22 protein-coding genes are annotated in these 22,985 nt (G+C 44.5%); 12 read left to right on the top strand and 10 right to left on the bottom strand.

All coding sequences use genetic code 11. From position 1 onward, the window contains the following. Positions 1 to 230 precede the first annotated feature (230 nt). The 3 genes from DLM76_RS14240 to DLM76_RS14230 all read left to right on the top strand — a co-directional run bounded on the left by DLM76_RS14240 (position 231) and on the right by DLM76_RS14230 (position 2,424). The gene (locus DLM76_RS14240; RefSeq protein ID WP_118955670.1) at positions 231 to 860 is read left to right on the top strand and encodes a DUF3157 family protein; all 630 of its coding nucleotides are present in this window, start codon (positions 231 to 233) and stop codon (positions 858 to 860) included. A 32-nt stretch (positions 861 to 892) separates the two neighbouring features. Next, a complete protein-coding gene (locus DLM76_RS14235; protein ID WP_118965580.1) occupies positions 893 to 1,807 on the top strand; it encodes an ankyrin repeat domain-containing protein in 915 nt (304 codons plus the stop codon). 188 nt (positions 1,808 to 1,995) lie between these two features. After that, entirely contained in the window at positions 1,996 to 2,424 is a 429-nt protein-coding gene (locus DLM76_RS14230) for a CHRD domain-containing protein (RefSeq protein WP_118955672.1), read from the top strand. A gap of 94 nt (positions 2,425 to 2,518) precedes the next feature. On the opposite strand, the gene DLM76_RS14225 is transcribed toward DLM76_RS14230, so the two are convergent. Beyond that, positions 2,519 to 3,019 carry an SRPBCC family protein gene (locus DLM76_RS14225; protein ID WP_118965579.1) on the bottom strand — a complete coding sequence of 167 codons (501 nt, stop codon included), beginning with the start codon at positions 3,017 to 3,019 and terminating at the stop codon, positions 2,519 to 2,521. 403 nt (positions 3,020 to 3,422) lie between these two features. On the opposite strand from DLM76_RS14225, the gene DLM76_RS14215 reads away from it, so the two are divergent. Further along, positions 3,423 to 5,018 (top strand): methyl-accepting chemotaxis protein, encoded by a 1,596-nt coding sequence (locus DLM76_RS14215; RefSeq protein WP_118965577.1) that lies wholly within the window; start codon positions 3,423 to 3,425, stop codon positions 5,016 to 5,018. Positions 5,019 to 5,057: 39 nt separating this feature from the next. Here the strand turns inward: DLM76_RS14215 and DLM76_RS14210 are convergent, their stop codons facing one another. Then, entirely contained in the window at positions 5,058 to 6,233 is a 1,176-nt protein-coding gene (locus DLM76_RS14210) for a hypothetical protein (RefSeq protein WP_118965576.1), read from the bottom strand. Next, positions 6,230 to 7,072 (bottom strand): FecR family protein, encoded by an 843-nt coding sequence (locus DLM76_RS14205; protein WP_118965575.1) that lies wholly within the window; start codon positions 7,070 to 7,072, stop codon positions 6,230 to 6,232. Before DLM76_RS14205 ends, DLM76_RS14210 begins: the two co-directional genes overlap by 4 nt. 137 nt (positions 7,073 to 7,209) lie before the next feature. Here DLM76_RS14205 and DLM76_RS14200 point away from each other — a divergent pair, with 137 nt between their 5' ends. Then, on the top strand, positions 7,210 to 7,494 hold the full coding sequence (locus tag DLM76_RS14200) for a hypothetical protein (RefSeq protein WP_118955678.1): 285 nt from the start codon (positions 7,210 to 7,212) through the stop codon (positions 7,492 to 7,494). Positions 7,495 to 7,598: 104 nt separating this feature from the next. Here DLM76_RS14200 and DLM76_RS14195 read toward each other — a convergent pair whose 3' ends face one another. Then, positions 7,599 to 8,087 (bottom strand): LIC11966 family lipoprotein, encoded by a 489-nt coding sequence (locus DLM76_RS14195; RefSeq protein WP_118965574.1) that lies wholly within the window; start codon positions 8,085 to 8,087, stop codon positions 7,599 to 7,601. A 1,048-nt stretch (positions 8,088 to 9,135) separates the two neighbouring features. On the opposite strand from DLM76_RS14195, the gene DLM76_RS14190 reads away from it, so the two are divergent. Next, positions 9,136 to 11,088, top strand: coding sequence for a glycoside hydrolase family 5 protein (locus tag DLM76_RS14190; RefSeq protein ID WP_118965573.1), 1,953 nt, complete (start codon positions 9,136 to 9,138; stop codon positions 11,086 to 11,088). Here DLM76_RS14190 and DLM76_RS14185 read toward each other — a convergent pair. After that, entirely contained in the window at positions 11,078 to 12,226 is a 1,149-nt protein-coding gene (locus DLM76_RS14185; RefSeq protein WP_118965572.1) for a PHP domain-containing protein, read from the bottom strand. The two genes, DLM76_RS14190 and DLM76_RS14185, sit on opposite strands and share 11 nt — an antisense overlap. A 241-nt stretch (positions 12,227 to 12,467) precedes the next feature. Between DLM76_RS14185 and DLM76_RS14180 the strand changes: the two genes are divergently transcribed. The 3 genes from DLM76_RS14180 to DLM76_RS14170 are packed head-to-tail and all read left to right on the top strand — an operon-like array spanning position 12,468 to position 14,915. Next, positions 12,468 to 13,622: a glycosyltransferase family 2 protein gene (locus DLM76_RS14180; RefSeq protein WP_118955682.1), complete on the top strand. Its 1,155-nt coding sequence runs from the start codon at positions 12,468 to 12,470 to the stop codon at positions 13,620 to 13,622. A 22-nt stretch (positions 13,623 to 13,644) separates the two neighbouring features. Continuing rightward, entirely contained in the window at positions 13,645 to 14,190 is a 546-nt protein-coding gene (locus tag DLM76_RS14175; RefSeq protein ID WP_118965571.1) for a DJ-1 family glyoxalase III, read from the top strand. After that, positions 14,187 to 14,915 carry an SIR2 family NAD-dependent protein deacylase gene (locus DLM76_RS14170; protein ID WP_118965570.1) on the top strand — a complete coding sequence of 243 codons (729 nt, stop codon included), beginning with the start codon at positions 14,187 to 14,189 and terminating at the stop codon, positions 14,913 to 14,915. The genes DLM76_RS14175 and DLM76_RS14170 overlap by 4 nt, the downstream gene beginning before the upstream one ends. A 134-nt stretch (positions 14,916 to 15,049) precedes the next feature. On the opposite strand, the gene DLM76_RS14165 is transcribed toward DLM76_RS14170, so the two are convergent. The 4 genes from DLM76_RS14165 to DLM76_RS14150 are packed head-to-tail and all read right to left on the bottom strand — an operon-like array spanning position 15,050 to position 18,757. Beyond that, a complete protein-coding gene (locus tag DLM76_RS14165; RefSeq protein ID WP_118965621.1) occupies positions 15,050 to 15,664 on the bottom strand; it encodes a glutathione S-transferase family protein in 615 nt (204 codons plus the stop codon). A gap of 22 nt (positions 15,665 to 15,686) precedes the next feature. Continuing rightward, entirely contained in the window at positions 15,687 to 16,757 is a 1,071-nt protein-coding gene (locus DLM76_RS14160; RefSeq protein ID WP_118965569.1) for a DUF1574 domain-containing protein, read from the bottom strand. Between the two features lie 9 nt (positions 16,758 to 16,766). Beyond that, entirely contained in the window at positions 16,767 to 18,251 is a 1,485-nt protein-coding gene (locus DLM76_RS14155; protein ID WP_118965568.1) for an MBOAT family O-acyltransferase, read from the bottom strand. A gap of 2 nt (positions 18,252 to 18,253) precedes the next feature. After that, entirely contained in the window at positions 18,254 to 18,757 is a 504-nt protein-coding gene (locus DLM76_RS14150) for an NYN domain-containing protein (RefSeq protein WP_118955687.1), read from the bottom strand. Positions 18,758 to 18,829: 72 nt separating this feature from the next. On the opposite strand from DLM76_RS14150, the gene DLM76_RS14145 reads away from it, so the two are divergent. The 3 genes from DLM76_RS14145 (at position 18,830) to DLM76_RS14135 (ending at position 21,197) form a co-directional block, all read left to right on the top strand. Beyond that, positions 18,830 to 19,768: a hypothetical protein gene (locus DLM76_RS14145; RefSeq protein WP_241548248.1), complete on the top strand. Its 939-nt coding sequence runs from the start codon at positions 18,830 to 18,832 to the stop codon at positions 19,766 to 19,768. 235 nt (positions 19,769 to 20,003) lie between these two features. After that, complete coding sequence (locus DLM76_RS14140) at positions 20,004 to 20,495, top strand: Mpo1 family 2-hydroxy fatty acid dioxygenase (RefSeq protein ID WP_118955688.1); 492 nt, start codon at positions 20,004 to 20,006, stop codon at positions 20,493 to 20,495. A 123-nt stretch (positions 20,496 to 20,618) separates the two neighbouring features. Next, positions 20,619 to 21,197, top strand: a complete 579-nt coding sequence (locus DLM76_RS14135) for a TetR/AcrR family transcriptional regulator (RefSeq protein WP_118955689.1) — start codon at positions 20,619 to 20,621, stop codon at positions 21,195 to 21,197. A 4-nt stretch (positions 21,198 to 21,201) separates the two neighbouring features. Here DLM76_RS14135 and DLM76_RS14130 read toward each other — a convergent pair whose 3' ends face one another. Then, complete coding sequence (locus DLM76_RS14130) at positions 21,202 to 22,854, bottom strand: glycerol-3-phosphate dehydrogenase/oxidase (RefSeq protein WP_118965567.1); 1,653 nt, start codon at positions 22,852 to 22,854, stop codon at positions 21,202 to 21,204. Between the last annotated feature and the right edge of the window lie 131 nt (positions 22,855 to 22,985).

Genomic DNA, 22,985 nt, shown 5'->3' with positions numbered 1-22,985 from the left:
GGAGCAACGACAAAAACTCGGGGCTTTCGAAAGAAAGTCCCGAGGGTGTTAGGTCACGCTACTTTTTCTGTTATCAAATCTCTTAACTAAAAGCTCGGTTTCAACACCGGGCTTTTTTTATTCCGGCGGTCTGCAAAATCGTTCACTTTTCGATTTCCAGAATTAAAAGAGTTCTTAATCTGAGTCGAATTCGATTCAAAAGAATTCTAAAGAATAATCCGGGTTTTAAAATGAAACAAATCATATTTCTCTTATTTATTATCTTGGCGACCGAAGGTTTTGCTACAGAAGAAGCAACCACCAAGAGCGGAAAAAAAGTAATCCTGAACTCGGACTTTACTTGGAAATACGCAAACGAAGCTTCGGAAAAGAATAAATCCAACGAAAAGACAAAGGGACTCAACCTAACAAAATCGGAAGAACATAACGCCGAACTCAAAAGCGAATCCGGAGAATTCACGATTTGGTACAATCCGAAAAAATGGAACCAATCCGCACAGAAATCCAATAAAGTTTCCGAATTTGAATTCGAAAACAAAAAGAGAAGCGGTTATGCTATGGTGATTTTCGAAGGACTGGAAATTCCTATGGAATCCTTTCCGGAGCTTTTAGTCGTAAACGCAAAAGCAATCGATCCAAACGCGCATCTCATCGAAACAACGGATTGCAAAATCAACGGAAAAGCCGGGAAACTGATCAAGTATGCCGCCTTGTTCAGCGGAATGAAATTCATCTTCTATAGTTTTGTGACGAGCAGCAGCAGAGGCTCGATTCAGTTCACGACTTATACTTTGGAAAATCGTTTCGATCTCGAAAAAGAAGAATTCGAAAAACTTCTCTCCGGTTTGATTCTTCCTTAAAGATCGATCTTAAACGATTCCGTTGATTTCGAATGAAACGGATTGAAAAGCCGATTCTATTTTTATTCTGCGTCCTTGCGCTTTCCTGTTCGGCAAAGCTCAACGATCTCATCCGAACCCGGCAGATCGAAAAGGCGATCTCCCTAATTCAAACGAACGAGAATTGGAAACAAGCAAACGAATGCGAAACTCCTTTGGAATTGGCCGCGTCCTTGGGGAATACCAAACTTGTACAACTACTTTTAGAAAGAGGTGCGGATCCGAACGAAAGAGCAATAGGCTGCAAACAAGAATCGGTCTTGTATATCGACGGAACCTACATTTCGACGGAAAAGTTTTATTCCGCTAATCACACCCCGCTGAGTAAAACGACGAGCGTAGAAGTCGCCAAACTTTTGGTTCAAGCGGGAGCGGACGTCAATCGGGGAGGGTATCGCCAAGACGATCCTCAAGGAACAGGACCTTCTATCTATGAATCGCCCTTGCTAAACGCGGTTTTGAACCGCAAATATGAACTTTCCAAATTTCTGATCCAAAATGGAGCGAATATCCAGATCTTTAATTCGATCACGGGAGAAAATGAATTCGATCTTTGGTTTACGAGCGTGGGAATTCGAAGTAAAAAAGACAAAGAGTTCTATCAGTTTCTGAAATCGAAAGGCCTCAAACAACTGCGATCCTTATCCCTAAGCGAGATCGCCGAACTACGGTCAGACGAAAAAAGCCTATTTTCCGAAACGTACATTCATATTCCAACGAAACAAGAAATCATTCTCAGCGAAGATCCGACAAATCGTCGAAATCCGATGGAAACAGATCTGATTTTTTCTCCAAAGGATCAAAGATACTTTCACAGCTCGGAGTTCGTTCAAAAAGAAACGAAACAAAATCTTTACGAGTCGTTCTTACAAAGAAGAATCGCGCAAAAAATTCCCCCTAAATCTTAATTCGAGAATCGATTTTCGAAAACGATTCACAACTTATAATTAAAAAATCCTAATACACCAAAATCTAAACGTCGGCTTCAAATATTTTTTATCTAAAATTTTTTCTTAGCAAACTTCTTTCCGAATTCGGTTACTGAAATACCGAAAACGAAGGCTTTCGTTCTCGAAATAAAAAGAAGGATAGGAACATGTTTAAGAAAAGCTATTTGTTTGCTCTTTGCATTATAGCTCTCCCTTTTGTCGTTTATGGAAAAGGAAACACGAAATTCGTCGCCTCCCTGAAAGACGCCGCTCAGAAAAACGTGAACGCGCGAGGAAGCGTAGACGCGATCTTGGACGATGAAACAAGCAAGCTCAAGATTTCCGGTTCTTATGAATACTTCGGAAGCAACGCGACTGAAATTCTCATTCTCACCGAAGGAAACGAAACGCCCCTTTGCACGTTCAAACCGCCTTACAATGCGACTAATAGCCCTTGGAAAGATTGGGGTTCTTGCGATCTTAACGTGAATCAAAAGAAGGATCTTAACGCGGGAAAACTCTATATTCTCATCAAATCGATCGACAGAGAAGAAGGGCAGGTTCGAGGTTCGATCGTAGCGGAATCTAAAAAATAAATTTCCTTTCAAAGACCCGACGATACCATTCGTAATTTCTTAGAAGCGTTTTGAATGCGAGCGCTTCTAAGAAATTCCTTTTTTTAGGAAAAGTTTAAGGAAATACCGTCTTCAGAATTTCGATTTCTTTTTTTAGGTTCGCGTCCTTTCCTACAAGAGAGAAGATCGATCGAATCGGAATGCTGGAAACCTCCGATGTTTCGGAAATCGTTATTTTCGTTGTGTTTCCCTCTGCTTTAAGTTTATAATCCCAAATTCCCTTCATTCCAAAGCTGCTTTCTTTCATCTCGATCCGAATCCGAGAATTTTCCTCACGTTCCAGCATCTCGAAATGAATATAACCGCCCATATCCGTTCCTTCTTTCCAGATCGGATATCCTTTCGCGCTCTTTCCTTCGAGTACGACTTCGGTGACTTCCGGTCTGTATTTCGGAATCGCTTCCAAATTCAAAAGATGTTGATACACTTTGTCGACCGGAGCGTTGATCGTTTCGCTGATTTCGCCTTCGAACTTCGGATCGGCAAAAATTCCGAGTAGAAAAAATCCGATCACCAACACCGCAAGTCCGGCCAGAATTCTCAATATGACTTTCATCGATTTTTAGTTTCCTTTTCGTTTTTCAGAATAGAAACAGCCAAAACCTTTCTGTCAAGTGCAACGTAACGTTTTTCGTTGATTCCGTTTTGCTTTTAAATAGAATTTTGTCTTTCGGCGCGCCAGCGGCCGGAAGGGCGCGAAGCGGTTCCGAACTACACACGTTAGGAGCCATCCACCGCGACGATCGAATCGGCTCGCTCTCAAAGTTTTTTCGGAACGGAAGCGTTAGCGCACCCCGGACGAGACGCGGCGCCGGAGGTTTTTTCAAAACATTAGATCCTTTGAATTTAGTTTTCTCCGGCGGGCGCCCAAAGCCTATGTCCGCTTTTTATTATTCGAAGTTTTTGCTTTTCTTTTTTATCCGAGCCTTCCAAGATAGGCCGTTCCAAAGGAGAATTTCATGCAGTCTGCGGCTCATTCCCAAAAATCTTCGATCCACCAGATCTGGAAAGACGGAGCCGTTGTGATCAACCGAATTCGCCTCGGTTTGGTCATTTTATTTTCTCTTACGCTTCTCAGCGTTTCCAAAACCAATCACCCGACTCAAGTAATTGCGCACGTCGTCGGCACGGCTTTGATGGCGGCGTATTGTCTTCTGGAATTCGCGCTTCACCGTACGGGTAAGATCGGTGTTCGTTTTCAGAAGACGTTAGTTCTCTTGGACGTGAACATTCTTTCTCTGACCTTGATGGCGGATTGTTCGATCGAACCGACGGTTTCTTCGGGAATTCTCGCCAACATGCTCATCTTCTTTATTTATTTCTACGTGATGATCTACTCCTCCTTTTTGGGTGAAAGAAGGTTCGTGCTTTTGATCGGCGTTCTTTCCGCGTTAGGAATCATCGCTTCGATTTTCGTGGCTTGGAAGGGCGGGATGGTTTTGACGGAAAACCCCGAACTCGGCAAAGTTCCCGGTCACATGATCTTCTCGGTTCAAATCGTAAAGGTCACGTTCGTTTTTACGGCGAGTATCATTCTTTCCCAATTGATGAAGTTGTTCGGTAAATTGACGGATGAAGGCTCGAAACTGTACGAAGATTCTCAAGTTCTTTTGAATAAACTCACGCAGGATCGTCAGACCTTGGAAAAATCCGCGGAAAGTCTGGAAAACTCGATTCGTAAGTTCGCTGATTTTATCAACCGCACCGGCGAGAAGATGGAATCGCAAGCAGCCGCCATCGAAGAAGTGAACGCGGTCATCGAAGAACTTTCCGCTTCTTCCTCGAGCACCGCGCATTCGATCGAAACCCAGAATCTCAGTTTGGGTGAACTCGCGGGCAGCTCCGCAAAGTTAGACGAAATTCTGAAGAACAGCGCGTCCTTGAGCGAGGCTCTCGCGATCTTTGCGAAAGAGAACAAAGAGGATATGGAGAATGTCACGATCGCCGCGGAAAAAACGAAATCCTATTTGGTCGACATTACGAATTCCTTCAACCGCGTAGACGAGATCAATCGTATCATGAGCGAGATCGCGGATAAGACGAACTTACTCGCTTTGAACGCTTCCATCGAAGCCGCAAGGGCAGGGGCGGCGGGTCGAGGTTTTGCCGTCGTAGCGAACGAAGTCAGCAAACTCGCAGAATTCACTTCCGGAAACGCAAACTCGATTTCGGATATCGTCAATCAATCCCGCAAATTCATCGAAGAGGCGAGAATCGCTTCCACGGAAACGGGGGACATGACCGAAAATCAAAAACTGAAAATTTTGGAGACCGTGGACCGGATCGACAAGATGAACCTGTTTTATCTCGAGCAAAAATCCATCATTCAAAAATTCGTATCGGAAGTGAGCCGAATCAAATCCACCTCGGAAGAAATCCTTCGAGCCACGAAAGAGCAGATGCTCGGTCAAAGGGAAATGGTTCAGACGATGGGAAATCTCGGTACGGAAATCAACGAGATCAACGAGGATTCCGGCAAACTGCAGGAAGAAATCGTGAAGATCAAAACGCAAGCATCGGAGCTTCGCGTTCTGAGCGTTCAGTCCGCGGATTGATCTCTGTTTGAATCCGATTTTTTCGAAGTAGGAGATGCCTTACTTCGTTTGTTGTTTAATCTTTATCTTGGATTCCAAGGTCGGGCTTAGAATCGTATATTGGGCCTTTACGTTGGCGACATTTCCTACCTTATCGCTTACCCGAAAGTCGAAGTTGTGTTTTCCGGCTTCCAATACGAGTCCTTCCGCGTAATTGCGATATTCGCTTCCGTTTACGCTGAATTGAATCGATCTCATTCCGGAGATCAAGTCCTCGCATTGAATTTGAATTTCGGTTCCGATGGGGAATAATTCTCCGGCTCCGATATGCGGACTCACGCGGCAGATCGGCGGATTGGAATCCAAGATTCCGTAAAAATTTTCTTCGGTGCTATTTCCCGCAAAATCCTTCGCCTTCACGTCGATCCCGAAACTTCCGTCCTCGATCGAGTTCGGAATTTGAAACCGATAGAAATTCTTTTCCTGAGAAATCGGATTGACCGGAAATTTTTTACCGTTCTGAAAGAAGTAGAATTCCGCATCCGCGACTCCCGAAACGGCGTCTATGATTTCCACCTGAAGAAGTTGATCTCTTCTTGTGACGTAAACCGATTCCAGCTTCCATCCTTTTCCGATCTCGACTTTGACTTCGGGCTTCTTCGTATCCTGAACGACTTCCATCAACTTGGTCAGTTCTTTGACTCCGGAAGCCGTTTCGGAATAGAATTCAACGTCGTTCTTTCCTTCCTGAAGTCCGGAGATCGTTCCTTGATATTCTTTCCATTCCCCTTCGTTCACTCGAAAGAAAACCTTCACCCCGTTTCTTCCCGCACTCGGATTATCCAAAACGATCTTTTCGTTTTGAGTCGGAGAAAGAATGATCGCTTTGTTGTCCTGAGCCGGCGCCTTTCGTTCCAGCTTTACGAACGGTCTAAGCGAATCGATCGAGATCGCATCCGAAGGTTCTCCTCTGGATTCTTTTCTTCCGATTCCGACGACGCGGATATATCGTTCATTGCCTTCGGGGAAGAATCGAATCTGTCTTTCGTTGGTTGTAAGAGTTCTTTGGATCACTCGAAAATCGGAAGTATCCGAAAATTCGACTCGATAGGATTGCGAGGCGGAATCCGCCTTCCACCGGAGTTCGAATTCCTTTCTATCTTGCGCTCCGATGGTCCCGATCCAAAGCAGAACGAGGGTCGCCGTGATTTCGGCGAAGTTTTCGAACTTCTTCATTTGTTCTGGAAATCCTTATCGATTTGAATTTTGCTCGGAATCGGGAACGGCTCTACGGGAGGTTTTCCTTTTTCCACGTAGGTTCCGAATCCGGCTTTCACATCCACATCTTTTCCGGAAGCGCTGACGTTCACGGTTCCTTCAAAACATCCCACGTCGGTTCGTTCCTCACCTTCGTTGTTCACGTAGAATTTCGTTCCTCGAACACCCACGACCGCGACGGGAGTATTGATGACCAGTTTTTGAACCGCCTTCTTTGCCGTTTTGAAAATTCCGGGTTTCACGTCGGCTTGCAGTTGCCCGTTTTCCAAAAAGATCTCGGGGGCTTCTTTTTTGGAAACACGAAAGCTCGACTTTTCAAAGATCTTTACTTTGGTTTCGTTGTCCACAAAGGCTAAGAATGCGCCGGATTTTACGCCGGTTTTCAGACTTTCACCGTCTCTGAGAATTTGATTTTTAGATACCGCGCTCCAAACCGGATTTCCTTCTTTCGGTTTTTTGGAATATTCCACAACGCCGTGATACAGCTCGAGTGCGGCCATCGGCTGGCCTTCAACTTCGACAACCTTTCTCAAGTGAACGGGAACCTTGAGAACCATTCCTTCCTTGATGAGAGAAGGATTTTGGATTTGATTGTATTTCAGAAATTCTTTCCATTTTCCCGGATCGTTTAGAACTTCCTTTGCGATTTTAGTAAGCGAATCGTTCTTTTTCACTTTGTATTCTTCGAGCGATTTTTCTTCGGAACCGGTTGCGGGATTCGCGGTTTGCGCCGCAAGGGAGAAGGATAGAAAACACACCAGTAAGTACGATATGATTCTCAAAGGCAGAAGGGTCATAGTCCTGAATTCCTATTTTTTTTTCTGTGAAAAATTATTTCAGAAATTTGTTGATAAAACAGCAATTTTGAAAATAATCTCTTGAAATTTTAGACGAGAGAATTATTTATTTTTAGTTCATAAGAGAGGGATTTTCCGTGATTCAAAGATGGGTTGAAAGAGCGTTATTTGTTACATTGATTTTAGCGGGAATTCTGGCTCCCGGAAGAGTATTTTCCCAAGCAAGCGACGCTGCGGCCGCAATTCAAGAAGCTTGCAACCGTTTGGTGAACGAGGGACTCTATAAGAGCTGTAAGGCGGCTCCCGGTTTTTCGGCGCACCAAGGGTATTATAGCCAATCAGCGCAGGTAAAATGCGAGTGCATCAACAAAAAGGATAACAACAAAACCATCGTTACCATCACTTTAGGACAGTATTATTAAGATTCCTTCCTGAACACGAACGCCGGAGTTTTGCGATCCGGCGTGCTTTGCTTGTTTCCGATGCGACCTGAACCGGAAGCGTCGCATCAGTCTTTATCAAAAGATTATTTGTTAAAATCCTTTTCGAACTTCTCCGAAGCGGCATTCAGCTCGTTAGCCGCTTTTTCAAAGTCGTGATTGATTTTGTTCAAAAGATCGTCGATTTTTCCTTCGTCCACTTTTGCTCCCGCTTTTAAGCTTGTGCGAAGTTCGATCAGCTGTTTATAATCGTTGCTCACACTGTTCTTATACGAATCAATCGCTTTGACAGCCGTATTCTTGAAATCGGAATTTCCTTTGAAATCTCCGATGCCTTTGAGGGTTTCGGAAGCCTTTACAAGTTTCGTTTCCCAAGATTTCCGTACCGTTTCAGCAGCAGCGTAATCTTCCTTTACCATCGAATCGTTGAGCGCATCCATATCATCGGTGGAACCGTTTAGGACATCCATGATTTTGTTGTTATAACTGACCGGATCTTGCGAGTTGCAAGCGGTCGCCAAAAGAAAAATGCAGCTAAGCGCCGCAAGCATCAGTGTTAAACTTTGTTTTTTCATGCGCGCAAAATTGAACGGAAAGGAAGAATTGCAATTTCATTTCGCAGAAGGGCCAGTTCGCAGATTTTAACAATTATAAATAAAAATCGTTTCTTACGAAGAAGGAATAAAGTCTTCAAGATCCGAAAGCTATTTGGTCACTGAGTTATCGGTTGAAATCTTTTGAGTTTAGTGTGGAAGTGATTCAGCGGGAGGTTCATGATTGATTCAGTTCGTCTTTCTTGGAAATGTAGGATCTCATACGAAATCATTCGAGAAAGAATTCGTATCCTGTCTCGAAATTAGGAACAAACCGCGTGTATAACTCTTATCCGAACGTTTTTCTCAAGTAATGATTTAATTCTGTTGTATCTTGATCTTGCGGCGGATCTGAATATTCAGATCCGATTTTCTGTTGGATGAATAAATAAAATGAATGCTTCCAGCTTGAAACAGAAGGATCCTATTTGAACCCAGGTCTCCGGTCTAGAGTGTTACCGATGTGCCAGAACATACATCTTGTTAAATTTCATAATGCGACATAATATAGATTATCGGAAGTTCCCTGTTGCATCACATAAGAATCTACTCCAAACTGTTTTTAGGAATCACGTAAAAATCTACTCCAAATCTTAGAAGAATCAATCTAGTGCATTCTTTCCTTAGATGGTTGAGGTGCATTAGGAAACTGAATCTACAGGAGAGACACATGGTCACGAAGATCTTCAAGGAGAGATACTTACAAAGACGGAATGTCTGATGCTAAACGGCTAAGAGTTGAAAAAAATCTTATGCAACGCTGGGATATATAATACGAGGAATCATAAATCTGGATGAAAAGAATTCGTATCTTTGTCAATGGAAAAGCGTCACATTCATTCGTTCTCTAGAATGCACACTTCTATCCGAACGATATCGGCTTTTCTTCGATCGGCAATGAGCTTCGTCTCTGAGAATATTCAGAAAAGGAAACCCACCCGCCTCTCTTTATAAGAACAATATAAGGGCAATCTTGTAGAAAAATAACCGCAATCGTTACCATCAGTTTCAAAAAAATGGAGAGAATACAATGCGGAAATCAAATTTAGTCGCATCCCCGGGCAAAAACAAATCGATTCGAAATCGAATTTCGATCGGACTTCTCGTTTGCCTTTCGGCACTTATACTTTTGATCGGGTGCAATGAAACTTCTTCACCCAAAGATACGGAAACGATTCTTTCTTTGTTTTTCAATCCGATCGGATCGATCGCAGAAAGCTCGGCGCAATTTCAAAACCGAAACGCGACTTCTTCTTTTTTATCGACCACAACGGTCAATCCGAGTGTTCCGTTCAGCACGGACGGTCGATATATCGTCGACGCGAATCGAAATCGTTTCAAGCTCAAGTCCGTCAATTGGTATGGCGCGAGCGATACGCAATATGTCGTTTCGGGCCTGGACAAACAACCCATCGCTCATATCGTTTCCCTCATTCAAGAATGGGGATTCAATTCTGTTCGACTTCCCTTTTCCAATCTATTGCTTCATCGAAACACGGCCGTTTCCAACGAATCGGTTGCGGCCAATCCGCAATTTTTCGGAAAAACTCCATTAGAAGTTTATGATGCAACTATCCAAGCTTTGACCCAAGCGGGAATCGTCGTCATTCTCAACAATCACACCACCTTTTCCGAATGGTGCTGCGGTTACGATTACAACGGCCTCTGGTATCATACCGGCTCTTCGTTCGCCTATAACCAAACGACGGAAATGTGGCAGTCGGATTGGCTGATGATGATCCGTCGCTACAAAAACAATCCGATGGTCGTAGGAGTGGATCTTAGAAACGAGGTTCGTACGATGCGCAAAGGCGACACACATATACCCGATAGTCCGAATTGGGGAATGAACGATATAAACGATTGGCACAAAGCGTCGCAAGAAATGGGCGTTCTGATCACACAAGAGAATTCTAATATTCTCGTGATCGTGGAAGGAATCAATTGGTGGGGGCTCATTCCGATTTTGGGTTCCGGAGAACGTCCTCATTTAAAACCGATCAAGGATCTTCCGGTTCATCTTCCTCTCTCCAACAAACTCGTCTATGCGGCTCACAATTACGCGTATATCGGACCCAACCACAATGGAGACGACTCGACTTCGGGTGGAAATATCAAATACCGCGACATGGACGAGAATACGTTTAAGTCAACGGTTCAAAACGAATGGGGTTACGTCGTCACTCCCGAAATGTATTATTCCGCTCCGGTTTGGTTGAGCGAATTCGGCGCGTCTCCTTCCTCAAGCGGCGCACAAGATCAGGAATGGCTGCGCCGTTTAACGGACGTTTTGATCGAACGTGATATGGACTTCGCCTATTGGCCCCTAAACGGAAACGACGAATGGGGACTTTTATCCAGCGACTGGTCGAGAACTCTTAAAGAAGATTGGCGATTTCAACATCTAAACCGACTTCTCTCCACAAACGGCAGAACCGGCTTCATTCAGGAAAATCATTTTTCGAATTTATGGATCGGTTCCGGCAACGACAACAGTTCTACAATCGCAAACGACTGGGACAACGGCGCGAACAAAGGAACTTGTCCGGACGGATATCGTTTGAACGGACTAAGCACCAATCAAAAAGCGCTTTGTACGGACATCGGCACGGGCAATCTCTGGAATTCCAATCGAAACTACAACGTGCAAGCCGTTTATGAAACTCCTACCCGTTATCATGGAACCGGAGATTGGGCCGGCGGTTTTACGAAATACGAATGTCCGCAAAATTTTTACGTTTCCGGTTTTTCCAAACGTTCTTGGGGAACGAGCGGAATCCTCTGTTCTCAAAGCGGAATCAATCTAAGCAATTCCTGCAGAACGGTCTGGTTTGATCGAGGCGACAATCGCGCGTCGATCAAAGGCGGAGATTGGGCGTACGGTTCTTACAAAGGTCAATGCGGAGATCAAGAATATGCGGGAGGAATCGCGCAACGAAACGGAGGAGCAAGCGCCCTTCTCTGTTGCCGAATCAATCCTTAGGATCGAGAGAATTCTCCGTTCGATTTCCTTCCGGTTCGGAAATCCGGTAAAACGGATTCGAGACGATAAAACCGGAGGGAAAAACGACGCGCAGAATCGCGTATCCATCCTCGGGCCGGATCGAAAATTCGGCCTTCTGTTTTTGCAGCTCTTCCTTTAAGATCGTTCCGCCTTTTCCGATAAATTCCGCCTTGATGAACGTTTCCGGAAACTCGGCGACGATCGTATTTCCATCCAACCGAAGTTCGGAAATTTTCGGATCATCCATATAGTCTACGATCTTTATTACGGAAACGTAATTTCCTTTCTTTAGGTTCGCAGTGATCTCTTTCGGATCATACGAATTCGTATTCAAAAGAACATAACGCACAAAAGCGTCTCCCGCGTTTTGTTCGGAAAAAGTAAGTTCGTGAAAAATTCTCCGATACAAAGGAAGTTTCATCGCACGGATGAATTCTCCCGGAAAGTAATGCAGATCATCCCCGCTCGTAGCCAAAATCGGAGTTCCTTGATCCAAAAGCCGGATCCATTCTTGAAACGTATCTCCGTAGGGCGAAAAAACTTCAACCGCATCGACTCCTCGCAATCGTTCGATCAAAGAATACGAGATAGAACCTTCCAAACCGGGATGACTGATCGAAACGAAGGCCCCGGACTTTCGCATCTGATCGATCGTCCACTGAATGTTTCCCGCAGAAGCATACAAAGGAAAGAAGTCCGGAACGGCAACCTTGGTTCCCAAAGCAAGAATATGTTTTCGATTGAAATCCCTGCCCCATTCGTAACCGGGAAAAAATCTCGGTTCTTTGGAATCGATCCCGCTGATCTTCAGATAATCGGTGATTCCGACGAGGTCGTATCGTTTATCGAGATACTTTTCCTGAATTTCCTCGGGAGGACTTCGGAACGGGGAAAAACCGTCCCGATCCGAATGAAGATGAAACGCGAATTTGAGCCAGCGGAGTTTCGTCGGCGCATAGGAAGAATGAATTCGATTTCCGAAAAACGGAAGTTTCAAACGAGAATCCAATTCCTGGTGCAAAAGAAAGGAAGTCAGAAAATGAGTAACGCCTAAGAACGCAAAGGCGCCTAAGATTCGACGCCAGATTCGGGGATGGATTCTTCTTTTGAACGCCATACGGATTCCATGAAAGGACGGATCGAATTTATGAGAAAAGTTTTTCGATTCACAGCGTTTTTTTTACGTTCTTCTTTTTTAAAACCTTTCTCAAAATGTCAGAGATTTGTAATTTTTCAAAATGACCGGTTCGATTCGATTTTGGCGAGAAATCTCAAATCGTAATCAACTCTAAAATAAGTAAGTGTACACTTAATTATTGATTTTACAAATTATCCGACTTCCAAAACTCTGAAAACCGATGACAAACCCGGAAATCTCCGTCATTCTCCCTACCTACAACGAAAGAGAAAATATTCCGATCTTAGTTCCGAAAATCGCGGAAGCGCTGAAAAACGTATCCTTTGAAATCATTCTCGTAGACGACAACAGCCCCGATAAAACCTGGGAAGTCGCAGAAACTCTCCAAGGGAAATTCCCTACGTTAACGGTTCTCCGAAGAATGGAAGGTCGAGGACTTTCTTCCGCGGTCCTTTCGGGAATGGCGATCGCGAAAGGAAAGGTATTCGTCGTGATGGACGCGGACTTACAACACGACGAAAGAATTCTTCCCGCCTTGGTTCAACCGATCCTAAAGAACGGTTTTGACGTGAGCGTAGGAACCCGTTATACGAACGGAGGTTCCACATCCGATTGGTCGTTCCTGCGGAGGAGCTCCAGCGTGTTCGCGACCAAACTCGCAAAGTTTCTTTTGCCGATTCCGATCTCCGATCCGATGAGCGGATTCTTTGCGATTTCCCGTTCGTATTTTCAAAAAACGGCGGATCGAATCAATCCGAGAGGATTCAAAATCCTATTAGAATTCTTGAATGGAGCCGGGCAAACTCCGAAGATATTCGAAGTTCCGTTTACGTTCCGCAGCAGGGAATTCGGCAAAACGAAATTGGACGGCTCGGTGATCCGGAATTATCTGATCGCCCTACTCGATCTTCGTTTCGGAAAAAAGATTTCTCCTACCTTTCTCTTGTATTCCTTGGTGGGTTCTTTCGGGGTTCTCGTGAATTTATTCGGACTTGTAATCGGAGAAACCTTCCGTTTTCCGGAGATACAAACCCCGTTTCGATTTTTAAATCCGGTTTACAGTTCGGTTCTTTTCGGAATCGAAATCTCCATTCTTTCCAATTTTATCTTGAACAACTATCTTACGTTCTACGAAAAAAGATACGTAGGAATCCGGATCGTGCAAGGTCTAATTCTGTTCCATCTCGTAAGTCTTTTGGGACTTCTGATTCAGATCAGCGTATTTCAACTTTTGTATCATCGAATTTTTCTTTTAGAATTGAATTCTTCCGGACTTCCTGTTAAATTTTTATCGGATTCGCTTGCCATTTTAGCGGCGATGATCACAAATTACTTCTTAAACCTGAACGTCACCTGGAAAGGCTCCAGGGACTGATTTCGTTTTCAAGGAGAAGTCCATGCCTAAGGTTTTGGTTCCTTTTGCGGAAGGAATGGAAGAAATGGAAGCCGTCATCATCGTGGATATTTTGCGACGAGCCGGGGTCGAAGTCACGAGCGCTTCCTTAAAGGAAGGAGAAGTCAAAGCATCCCGAGGAGTTCGCATTTTAGCGGATACGACCCTGGACCGGGTCGACTTGAAACACTTCGATATGATCGTTCTTCCGGGAGGCGGCCCCGGAACCAAAGCCCTCGGAGCCGATCCCAAAATCGCCCAACTCCTAAAAGAGGCAAAGCAGGAAGGAAAATGGATCGGAGCGATCTGCGCCGCTCCCAGCGTATTAGTACATCAGAATATTCTAACACAAAAAGATAAATTCACAGCGTTTCCGGGAATCGTTTCGGACGCTCCCGGTTATACGGGTTCCCGACTGGAAATTTCCGGAAAAATCGTGACGAGCATCGGCCCCGGTTCCGCGTTTGAATTCTCCCTCGAACTCGTTAGAATTCTTTGCGGGGAAGAATCCATGTTGAAAGTGAAGTCCGCTCTTCAACTGGCCTCATGAAAGAATTCTTAGCCGAACACAAACATACGTTTCGTAAAATCACGGCGATCAGCGGAGCGGGAATTTCAGCGGAAAGCGAGATACCCACGTTTCGTGGCGCGGACGGACTTTGGAAAAATTTCCGCGCCGAAGATCTCGCGACTCCGCAAGCCTTCGAAAAGGATCCCAAGCTGGTTTGGGAATGGTATCTCTGGAGAAGAGGCATCATCGAAAGCAAGGCACCGAACCCGGGTCATACCGCTCTTGCCGATTTAGAAAAATCTCATCCCGATTTTTTCCTCATTACGCAGAACGTGGACGGGCTTCATGAAAACGCCGGTTCTCGAAAGCTCGTCGAAATTCACGGAAACATCTTTCTCAATCGTTGTGTTTCCTGCGGACAAGAATCCAAGGTAAAAATTTCCGAATCGGATTCTCTTCCTCCAAGATGCAACTCGTGCGCAGGTCCGCTTCGGCCCGGCGTGGTGTGGTTCGGGGAAAGTTATGACGAGGACAAACTCAATCTTTCGATCTCGAGAATGCAAAGCACGAATCTATTGTTGATTTTAGGAACGTCCGGTTCGGTGAGTATGCCGGTCTATTTGGCTCAGATCGCAAAACGTTCCGGTTCCCTATTGGTGGAGATCAATCCGGAACGTTCCTCGTTTTCCTCTTCGGTGGATTTATTTCTGCAGGGAAAAACGGGAGAGATTTTGCCCGAGTTGGTGGAGCAGATTGTAAAGTAAGATCGTAGATTCTTCCGTTAACTGAAACGTTTTTCAAAATCGTATAGCATCTGGTAAATCCGCTCGCGATCGTCTGTCTGGAGGACCGAAATTGATTGTACCGACGGAAACTTTTTGAAAAATCTCAGCTTCGTTCAAACGCCTTGTAACTCGATTCCTTCCATCGAAACATAACCGGGCAGACTTTCGATCCGTTTCAGCCAAGCGCGGATTTTTTCATACGGTTTTAAATCAATCTTTCCTTCGTGTGCCAGCGCGATATAAGGATACAACGAGACGTCCGCGATCGTGATCTTATTCCCGATCAGCCACGGATCTTGTTTCAATTGATTTTCCAAAATCCGCAAAAGATCGTTCGTTACCGCAAGCGCATCTTCCTCATGGATCTTTCGTCCGAATTTATGATGAGCGCGTAACGCAGCCGGACCGCGACCCACTTCGTTCGCGGAGGTCGAAACCCATTGGATCACTTTGGCCGCTTCAAAACTCGAGCTGGGAAACCAATCCTCTTTTTTTCCGTATTCCAAAGCGAGATAGACCAAGATCGCGTGGCTATCACGGATGATAACTTCTTTGTCTTTCAAAACTGGTACTTGTCCGAACGGATTCTTTTTTAAGAAGTCCTCGGTTTTCTGTTCTTTTCCTTTTAAATCTATGGAAACGCTTTCATATTTCAAATTCAGGAAAGACAACAACATTCGCACTTTATGCGAATTTCCCGAAATAGAAGATTCAAAAAGTTCGATCATCGGTTTCTCCATTCCCATCCATTCATTTCGGCAATCGTTTGAAAATAAAATCCGCGTAGTCGTTAAAACAACTCGGAGACATGTGTCCCGGGTCGCTGAAATCGTCGCAGTGATATTCTGGATCTTCGTTCATATTCCAAAACTCGGTTCCGGTAGACGCATGCAATTTTTGTAATATCGGAACCATAATGTCGTACGGGGTCTTCTCGTCCTTCTCGTTCGTAAGAACTTTCCGCGTTTTATAGAGTTCGAAATAAGGACGGGACACGCGCACCCAGATCGTCGCAAATGGAACCTTGCTTTCTTTTACGATCCGAATCGCGTCTTCTTGATTCGCCAACATCTTGGGATTGAACGTAAACGGAGTCAGATACGATTTAAAATCCGTATTGGATCTCTTTTTCAAAAGTTCCGCGGGCAATACGATCCGCGGACTCGCGTCCGACGTGGCGCTACCTCTTTGTTTTTTGAGATTCTCCCAGATTGTTGTTCGAAGTTTACTGTAACCTGCGGCGAGAACCCCTCCGTTCTTGGCTCTGGCGCGAATCACGCCTATGCGAGGACGATTCTTGTGCGTATGAAATAATTTCTTCGCAATATAACCGGTCAGATCCGAGGAAGAATATCGATCCGCGTGACGGAAAACGAAGGACGCGCTGAGTCCGTAAAAAAGGACCTCGTCCAAAGTCAAAACGGAGGAGGAATTGAAGATTTCGATCGACTCATCCATCAGGATAAAATCCGGTTTAACCGCGTCGGCTTGAAATCGTTCCAGCCAGTAAAGATAATAATCCGGAGAGCCGCCCGGTACTGAAAAATTAAACAGAACCCAATCCGGATATTTCTTTTCTATATAATCGTTTCTGAATAGAAGCGCCCTTGAATTTCCGAAATAAACCAGAACCTTCTTGCGATTCTCTTTTTGGAGATACTCTTTGAGTTCGTCGAAAAGAAATTCCTTATGTCTAAAGTTCAAATCCGATAGGGTCAGCGAATAATACGGCTCGAACGCGGTGGAACTGATGAGTTTATCGATTCCGAATGCGAGCAGAAAAATGATAAAAGGAACGAGTAGAAATCGATTTCGAAACATTCTATTTTCCTAAAATTTGTAATAGATGAACGCGCCCGAATCTTCCGAAAACAACGCGAGTAAAAACACGGTAAGAACGCCGAGCGCCGTCAAAAGCAACGGATCGTATTTCCGAAAGCGCTTCCAAAAATCGGGAACATATTGAACCCAGTTGAACAGAACGAGTGCGAGAAAGAGATAAAAGAATTTCTCCACATTCTCCATTTGTTTGAGGAGAAAGAAAGAATTTCCGTCGATCAAAGTTCCGGCGTCGTTCAACCAAGAAAGAGAAGAAGAAGCGATCTGTGTTTCGATCGTATCGGGAGAATTTCGAAAAATTCCCGTTACGTGTTGCACCATCGTCTTTGCGTTGTCCGCGCGGAACAACACCGCGCTGAAAGAAAATAAAAGAAACACGATGCAGGCCTTGATCACTTTCAGGAAAACGTTCTTTTCCGGAGTTAACTTCCAACCGAGCGAAGTTTCCAAATATCGTTCTCCGGCAAGAAGACATCCCCAATAAAATCCCCAAGCGATGAACGTATAATCCGCCCCGTGCCAAAACCCTCCGATGGTCATGGTCAAAATCAGATTCAAGTGCGTTCTCCATTGCGCGACCTTACTTCCGCCCAAGGAGAAATAGATATAATCGCGGAGCCAAAAGGACAACGTTATGTGCCATCTCTGCCAAAGTTCCCTTCCGCTGAGAGAAAAGAACGGAGCTTTGAAGTTTTCCGGCAGATAAAATCCGAGAAGCGCCCCCACTCCGCGCGCCATATCCGTAAGCCCGGAAAAGTCGCAGAAGACCTGAATCGAATATCCGATTCCCGCCAGGATCAGAGAATACGAATCGTATGTTTCCGGACTTGAGAAAATCGGAGAAATCAATCCGGCCGCAGGATCGGCGATCAGTACTTTTTTGATCAAACCGCTGATCATCAGATAACAGCCGTTATAGATTTTGTCGCGATCGGGTTCGAGGTTGCTCAGATTCGGGAAAAAATCCCCGGTTCTCATGATCGGACCCGCGATCAAAACGGGAAAAAATAATACGAACAAAAAATATCCTTTGAGAGAAATCGTTTCTCCCGAAGGATTTCTTCTCGCGTCCACCGCCGCGGCGATCATCTGAAAGCTGTAAAAGCTGATCGCCAACGGAAGAATGATATGAACGATCCCTTGGATCTCGGTGAAAAACGGATAACCGGTTACGTCCGCAAGAACTCTGGAAAAGAAATAAAAGTATTTGAAGAATCCTAAATTGACGCAGTTAAAAAGAACCGACGCAATCATCCAGTGTTTGGAACGGTCCTTCGAAGTTTTGATTCTCAGGTAAAAAAAGTAATTCAGAAGAATTACCGCGACGAAATGGAGGAAGAACACCCAGGAAAACCAGACGTAAAAGAACGCGCTGGAAAGAATCAGAAAGTCGGGACGGTTCTTTTTCGGAATCGTCCAATAGATCGCATAAACAACGGCAAAGAAAATCGCAAACGTAACGGAGTTGAACAGCACTGTTATCTGCCTTTCCTAAATAAATTTTTCCAGTATTCCACTTCTTCGGAGTTCAGTTTTTTATCTTTGAATTCTTCGGAGTCTGCTTCGATTTTTGGAGGAGAGATTTCGGCGAGTACAAGAGATGCGAATTCTTCGGAAGTGATAGGATGAGCGCCCCATTTCTTCGCGTGAAAAAAAATCTCCTTATCCGAACTGACCACTTGAATCTCGGATGGACGTACGTTCGTTCGAACGAATTCCTTGATCACGTCGTCCGCCTTTCTTTCTCGACTGAAATATACGTTCAGTTTTCCGAAGTTTTCCTGATAGACTTCGCTACCGACTTCTTTCTTTCCATCGAAGAAAACGTGAAAGGTTTGTTTTTTCTTTTTTTTGGAATACGATTCTAACAATTCCAACAGTCCTTGTCTGGCTTTGGAAAGCCGATTCTGATACATACATTCTTCCAAATCGGGAAATTTATAGATCAGATTGAAACCGTCAATTGCCACTTGAGAAGACATGGAATTGTAGTGACCAGAATCCCATTCTCGTAAATACTGTAAACCAACCTTTCCGGGGAGAGTATGAGTAAAATGGCTGATTCCGAACGTTATCCGGTCCGGGTCAACAAATTTAACATCTGGCATTTTTATCTTTGGCTCAAGGCGCTGCCCGGGTCGGGAAGAGATTTATTTCTTCTTTCCCTTGCTGCCCTGGACGTTCTTCTACTTTTGATCTACAACTCGTATAAGGAAATTCTTCCGAAAGAATTGTACGCGTATATGATCGGCTTCGACTTCTTCGTATTAGTCGTATGGGTGATGGAACTGATCACTAAGTTTCGAAAATCGAAAGATCCGAGCACATACTTTTCGATGAACTGGTATGAAATCGTCGGAGTGATCCCGTTTTATTTTCTCCGCCCTTTTTTGCTTTTGAGGGGAATGAAGATTCTCATCGCATTTTACAAGTTAGGTCAATCCGGACAAAACCTGAGCGATATCGTCACAAGAGAGATCACGTTTCGATTTCGGGACGTGATCGTGGATACGATCGCGGACGCGGTTTTTCTGCATTCTTTGGAAAGAGTGGAAGAAGTGATGATCCGCTTGGATTACAGTCAGCTCGCCAAACGCGCCTTTGAACTTCATCAAAAAGAATTCAACGCCAAGGTAAACGAATCCCTTCAATCCAAGTTCTTATTGGGAGAGTTATCCAGAATCCCGTTTATGGGTGAAATTTCAAAACGTCTCGGAGAAGACATCAGTTCGATGATCACCGAGGTTTTGGAAAACCAAGTCACCGGCGAAATCATGAAACAGATTACGGAAGCGATTTTGAAAGAAATGGCCAATCACGTAAAACGACTTCCGATCGAACGAATCACCCGCCCCCTCGAAATGGAATCGCCGCCTCAGCAGCAACCGGTGACGGTTCCTACCGTTTCCGTTGAACCGAAAACGCCAACGGACGCTGCGGAACCAACGACCGAAAATTCGGAAGTTCCCCCGAAAGAAACCACTTCGAATTAATTTTTGAGAAGCTTTTAACGGGCCTTTCCGCTGAATGTAAAAAACAGGCTCTTGAGAAAAAAGGGTCCGAACTTATAAGATCCGACTTTTTGAACCGAGTCCCGAAATCCCACGGGAATTTGGTAGGATAGCAAATGTTTAACCTTCTGAAAGTGGATTTTATTCACTAAGTTCGAAAAAAACACTTGCGATTCTATTTCGAACGTTTAAAATTTTTAAACGAGAGGAGTTTTTTATGAAATCCGTTGAAACCTGGTTTAACGAATACGCGGAAAGCCACCGCAACCCGATCAACAAAAATATCCATTGGGTTTGCGTTCCGTTGATTTACTTTACTGTCATCGGTCTTCTTTGGTCCATTCCAGTGCCTTCTTTTTTTCAGTCCGTTCCCTACTTGAACTTTGCGACTTTGGCTCTTGTGTTTGCACTCGCTTTTTACGTAAGACTTTCCGTGACGTTGGCTCTGGGAATGTTCTTTCTCAGTTCTTTGATGATTTACCTAATCGTAATCTTGCAGGGGACCGTCCTTCCGATCATGCTCGGAACGTATGCTTACGGTATTTTAGAACTTTCAATTACGATCTTCGTTCTTGCCTGGATCGGACAGTTTATCGGTCATAAGATCGAAGGGAAAAAACCTTCCTTCTTCAAAGACCTTCAGTTTTTGATGATCGGCCCGATTTGGCTGTTGGGATTCGTTTATCAAAAACTGAGAATCGCCTATTGATCGTTTTGCGATCCATCTTCTTTGGAACCGCTCCGATCCAATCTCCTTGACCGGGCGAGGCGGTTTCAACATCACGGAATACGAGTCGACCGTAAATAAATATATGAACCTGAGGAAGTCCCGATGCCCAAGATAGTGAATCATGAAAAATATAAAGTGGAGATCCTATCCAAGTGCGTGGATATTCTCGCGCGAAGAGGATACTCCGCGGTTTCGATGAGAGAGATCGCGACCGAACTCGACGTTTCCACCGGAACCTTATATCACTACTTCGCAACCAAAGAGGATATATTTAAGGAATTGGTAAAGTTCGTCCTCAGCAAGGACATCGAAGAATTACAACTGTATTCCAAAGGAAATCCCGGACAAACGCTCGAATCCAGAGTGGAATCCCTTTTTCAAATGATTCAAGCGAGAGAATCATACTTTCAAAATCTTTTATATATCATCTGCGACGTTTCCCGTTTGAAAAATCACGAAGAGGAAAAAACTCTGATTGCGGACGCGATGAAGGAATACGTCAACATTATCACGAAACACTTAGGTGTTACGAATCCGACTCTCAACCGGATTTTAATCAGCGTGATTTTGGGTACGGTGGTTCAAAGAATCGTGGATGGAGAGGCGATTAGTCTTTCGGACACTTCCGAGATCATCAAGGACTTCATGTCCATCCTTCTTTCCAATTCGTTTACGTTTTAAAACTTCAATAAATTTTATAACGTTCTTCGACCGATTTGATCTCTTTGGAAACACGGCTCGCGTTCCAGCCCAAGTGTTTTCCGAGAGAACGGACGATTTTCGACGTTTCTTTTTCTTCCGGTAATCCGGGAACGCCCACACCGGATCTTCGGAAAAAGAAATCGGTCGCAAAACGAATGTCTTCCCGTTTCGCGATAAAGCGCAATTCGCTTTCAAAGAACTTTTCCCCGTTTTGCAAGGTATAGAATTCTTCTTTGGCCGAACTTTTTTCCAATATCTGCACGGCTTGCGAACCGTATCGAAACGCGATGTTCTCGATCAATTCTCCTTTTAATTTCGGGAATTTGATTCCAAGTTCGTTGATGAGCGTGGAAAGGTCCGAATAATTTCCGGTCGCAGGAGGGACCGTTGCCGTTTCGCAGGCACGGAACGTACCGGGAAGATATTCCGCGACCTTATTCACGACGGCTTCTCCTACCGCACGACTCGTGGTATATTTTCCTCCCATCGCCGTGAAAAAGCCCGGAAAGCCGGATTCTTTGTGATCGAAAATTTCCGTTTTACGGGACGCGTTGTATGTGGATTTGGTTTCGCCCGGATCTTCCACCAAGGGTCTTAATCCGCCGTAATAAAAATCCACGTCTTCCAACGTTAGGTCCGTATAACCGTACGTATAGTTGACTTCGTTTAACAATTCTTCGATGTCTTTTTTAGTGACTCGAAATCGATCTGGATTATCGGGATACTCCGTATCGGTCGTTCCAATGATGGTTTTGTTTCTCCAGGGAATGACGAACAAATGGGTTCCGTCCTTCTTCTTGGTTACAAAGACTTTGTCTCCGCAGATTTTTCTCGTAACGACGTGAATTCCTTTGGAACGAATCAGATGTTTTTCGATCTCCGCTCCCGCAAGGGATTCCACAAAATCGGCCCAAGGTCCTGCCGCGTTTACGACGGTCTTTGCCCGAAAAGAAATTTCCTTACCCGAAATTTTATCCTTCGCGATCACAGTATACGTAGAATCGCTGGAACGGACGATCTGAATCGCTTCGGTATAATTCTTCGCTTCCGCCCCTCTTTCCCGCGCGGAAAAGATAAATTCGCAGGTATGTCGTTCCGGATTCAAATTCAAATAATCATAGTAAAGATAAGAACCTTTCAGATTTTCCCGATCCACTGTGGGAGATTCTAAGATCGTTTGTTCTCTCGAGAGAAAGCTGTATTTGGGAATCAAACGATCCTGAGATAGATTCGTATTCCGATCGTAGGAAAGCACGTTGTACATCTCCATACCGGCTTTTAAAACCAATCTTTCCGTATTCGAATAGATCGGCACCAAAAACCCCATGGATTGAACCGCTTGCGGAGTGATTCTGGCGAGGGTCGCTCTTTCGCGAAGAGATTCACGCACGAGCCCTAGTTCGAAATTCTTGAGATACCGCAAGCCGCCGTGAATCATCTTCGATGTCGCCTGACTTGTTCCGGAAGCGTAATCGTTTTTTTCTAAAAGTATCGATTTCATGCCTCGTAACGTGGAATCCCAGAGGACCTGTGCCCCCGTAATTCCGCCTCCAATCACTAACAGGTCGTAGACGGTCGATTCTGAACTTCGGTTCATTCTTGGGGTCACACTCGGCAATTTTTTATTTATTGGCATGGCGATTCTTTTTCATAAAAATATGGCAGGGTCAATGCTCTTATATCGGTTGTGCAAAATCAATAATTTTATAATTCGACTTCTTGGATTCTAAAATCGAAAACTCTGATTGAAAAAAAAGTAATTCTGAA

The organism is Leptospira yasudae (assembly GCF_003545925.1).
GTDB classification, from domain to species: domain Bacteria; phylum Spirochaetota; class Leptospiria; order Leptospirales; family Leptospiraceae; genus Leptospira; species Leptospira yasudae.
Note: the sequence above shows the minus strand (reverse complement) of the source record. Positions and strands in the feature narration are given on the sequence as shown.

What these genes read in the sequence shown, in the direction of transcription:
- DLM76_RS14170 (WP_118965570.1), top strand. Translation starts at nt 14,187, where the DNA reads ATGAAAGAATTCTTAGCCGAACACAAACATACGTTTCGTAAAATCACG.
- DLM76_RS14225 (WP_118965579.1), bottom strand. Translation starts at nt 3,019, where the DNA reads ATGAAAGTCATATTGAGAATTCTGGCCGGACTTGCGGTGTTGGTGATC.
- DLM76_RS14135 (WP_118955689.1), top strand. Translation starts at nt 20,619, where the DNA reads ATGCCCAAGATAGTGAATCATGAAAAATATAAAGTGGAGATCCTATCC.
- DLM76_RS14215 (WP_118965577.1), top strand. Translation starts at nt 3,423, where the DNA reads ATGCAGTCTGCGGCTCATTCCCAAAAATCTTCGATCCACCAGATCTGG.
- DLM76_RS14235 (WP_118965580.1), top strand. Translation starts at nt 893, where the DNA reads ATGAAACGGATTGAAAAGCCGATTCTATTTTTATTCTGCGTCCTTGCG.
- DLM76_RS14130 (WP_118965567.1), bottom strand. Translation starts at nt 22,854, where the DNA reads ATGCCAATAAATAAAAAATTGCCGAGTGTGACCCCAAGAATGAACCGA.
- DLM76_RS14165 (WP_118965621.1), bottom strand. Translation starts at nt 15,664, where the DNA reads ATGATCGAACTTTTTGAATCTTCTATTTCGGGAAATTCGCATAAAGTG.
- DLM76_RS14150 (WP_118955687.1), bottom strand. Translation starts at nt 18,757, where the DNA reads ATGTCTTCTCAAGTGGCAATTGACGGTTTCAATCTGATCTATAAATTT.
- DLM76_RS14190 (WP_118965573.1), top strand. Translation starts at nt 9,136, where the DNA reads ATGCGGAAATCAAATTTAGTCGCATCCCCGGGCAAAAACAAATCGATT.
- DLM76_RS14185 (WP_118965572.1), bottom strand. Translation starts at nt 12,226, where the DNA reads ATGGCGTTCAAAAGAAGAATCCATCCCCGAATCTGGCGTCGAATCTTA.
- DLM76_RS14195 (WP_118965574.1), bottom strand. Translation starts at nt 8,087, where the DNA reads ATGAAAAAACAAAGTTTAACACTGATGCTTGCGGCGCTTAGCTGCATT.
- DLM76_RS14210 (WP_118965576.1), bottom strand. Translation starts at nt 6,233, where the DNA reads ATGAAGAAGTTCGAAAACTTCGCCGAAATCACGGCGACCCTCGTTCTG.
- DLM76_RS14205 (WP_118965575.1), bottom strand. Translation starts at nt 7,072, where the DNA reads ATGACCCTTCTGCCTTTGAGAATCATATCGTACTTACTGGTGTGTTTT.
- DLM76_RS14175 (WP_118965571.1), top strand. Translation starts at nt 13,645, where the DNA reads ATGCCTAAGGTTTTGGTTCCTTTTGCGGAAGGAATGGAAGAAATGGAA.
- DLM76_RS14160 (WP_118965569.1), bottom strand. Translation starts at nt 16,757, where the DNA reads ATGTTTCGAAATCGATTTCTACTCGTTCCTTTTATCATTTTTCTGCTC.
- DLM76_RS14230 (WP_118955672.1), top strand. Translation starts at nt 1,996, where the DNA reads ATGTTTAAGAAAAGCTATTTGTTTGCTCTTTGCATTATAGCTCTCCCT.
- DLM76_RS14180 (WP_118955682.1), top strand. Translation starts at nt 12,468, where the DNA reads ATGACAAACCCGGAAATCTCCGTCATTCTCCCTACCTACAACGAAAGA.
- DLM76_RS14140 (WP_118955688.1), top strand. Translation starts at nt 20,004, where the DNA reads ATGAAATCCGTTGAAACCTGGTTTAACGAATACGCGGAAAGCCACCGC.
- DLM76_RS14145 (WP_241548248.1), top strand. Translation starts at nt 18,830, where the DNA reads ATGGCTGATTCCGAACGTTATCCGGTCCGGGTCAACAAATTTAACATC.
- DLM76_RS14240 (WP_118955670.1), top strand. Translation starts at nt 231, where the DNA reads ATGAAACAAATCATATTTCTCTTATTTATTATCTTGGCGACCGAAGGT.